This window comes from Parachitinimonas caeni, assembly GCF_030129945.1.
Lineage (GTDB): Bacteria > Pseudomonadota > Gammaproteobacteria > Burkholderiales > Chitinimonadaceae > Parachitinimonas > Parachitinimonas caeni.
Genome location: NZ_JARRAF010000260.1, coordinates 1 through 267 on the forward strand (window position 1 = coordinate 1; position 267 = coordinate 267).

Sequence of the window (267 nt, forward strand, 5' to 3'; positions counted from 1 at the left end):
TGATTGACAGCCTGGCCACCCCCGAGCTGCACTGGCAGCTGAGCCAGGGCGAACACACCCTGGCCAGCGGCCCGCTGTCTGGCGAAGACCGGCTGCTGGCCTTGCGGGCAGGGCGCTACCGACTGACTCTGGATGCACAGGCCGACCAGACCGGTCGCTACCGCCTGCGCCTGCTCGGGCAGGCACAGGCCCTGCCGCTGATCCCGAACCAGACCCTGGCCGGCCAGCTGCCTGCCGGCGCGGCTGCCCAGCTGTATCGGCTGGACC

At 71.5% G+C, this 267-nt stretch carries 1 protein-coding gene; it reads left to right on the forward strand.

Going from position 1 to position 267, the window contains the following annotated elements:
• On the forward strand, positions 1-267 hold a 267-nt coding region (locus tag PZA18_RS25860), incomplete at both ends, for a hypothetical protein (protein ID WP_284103513.1).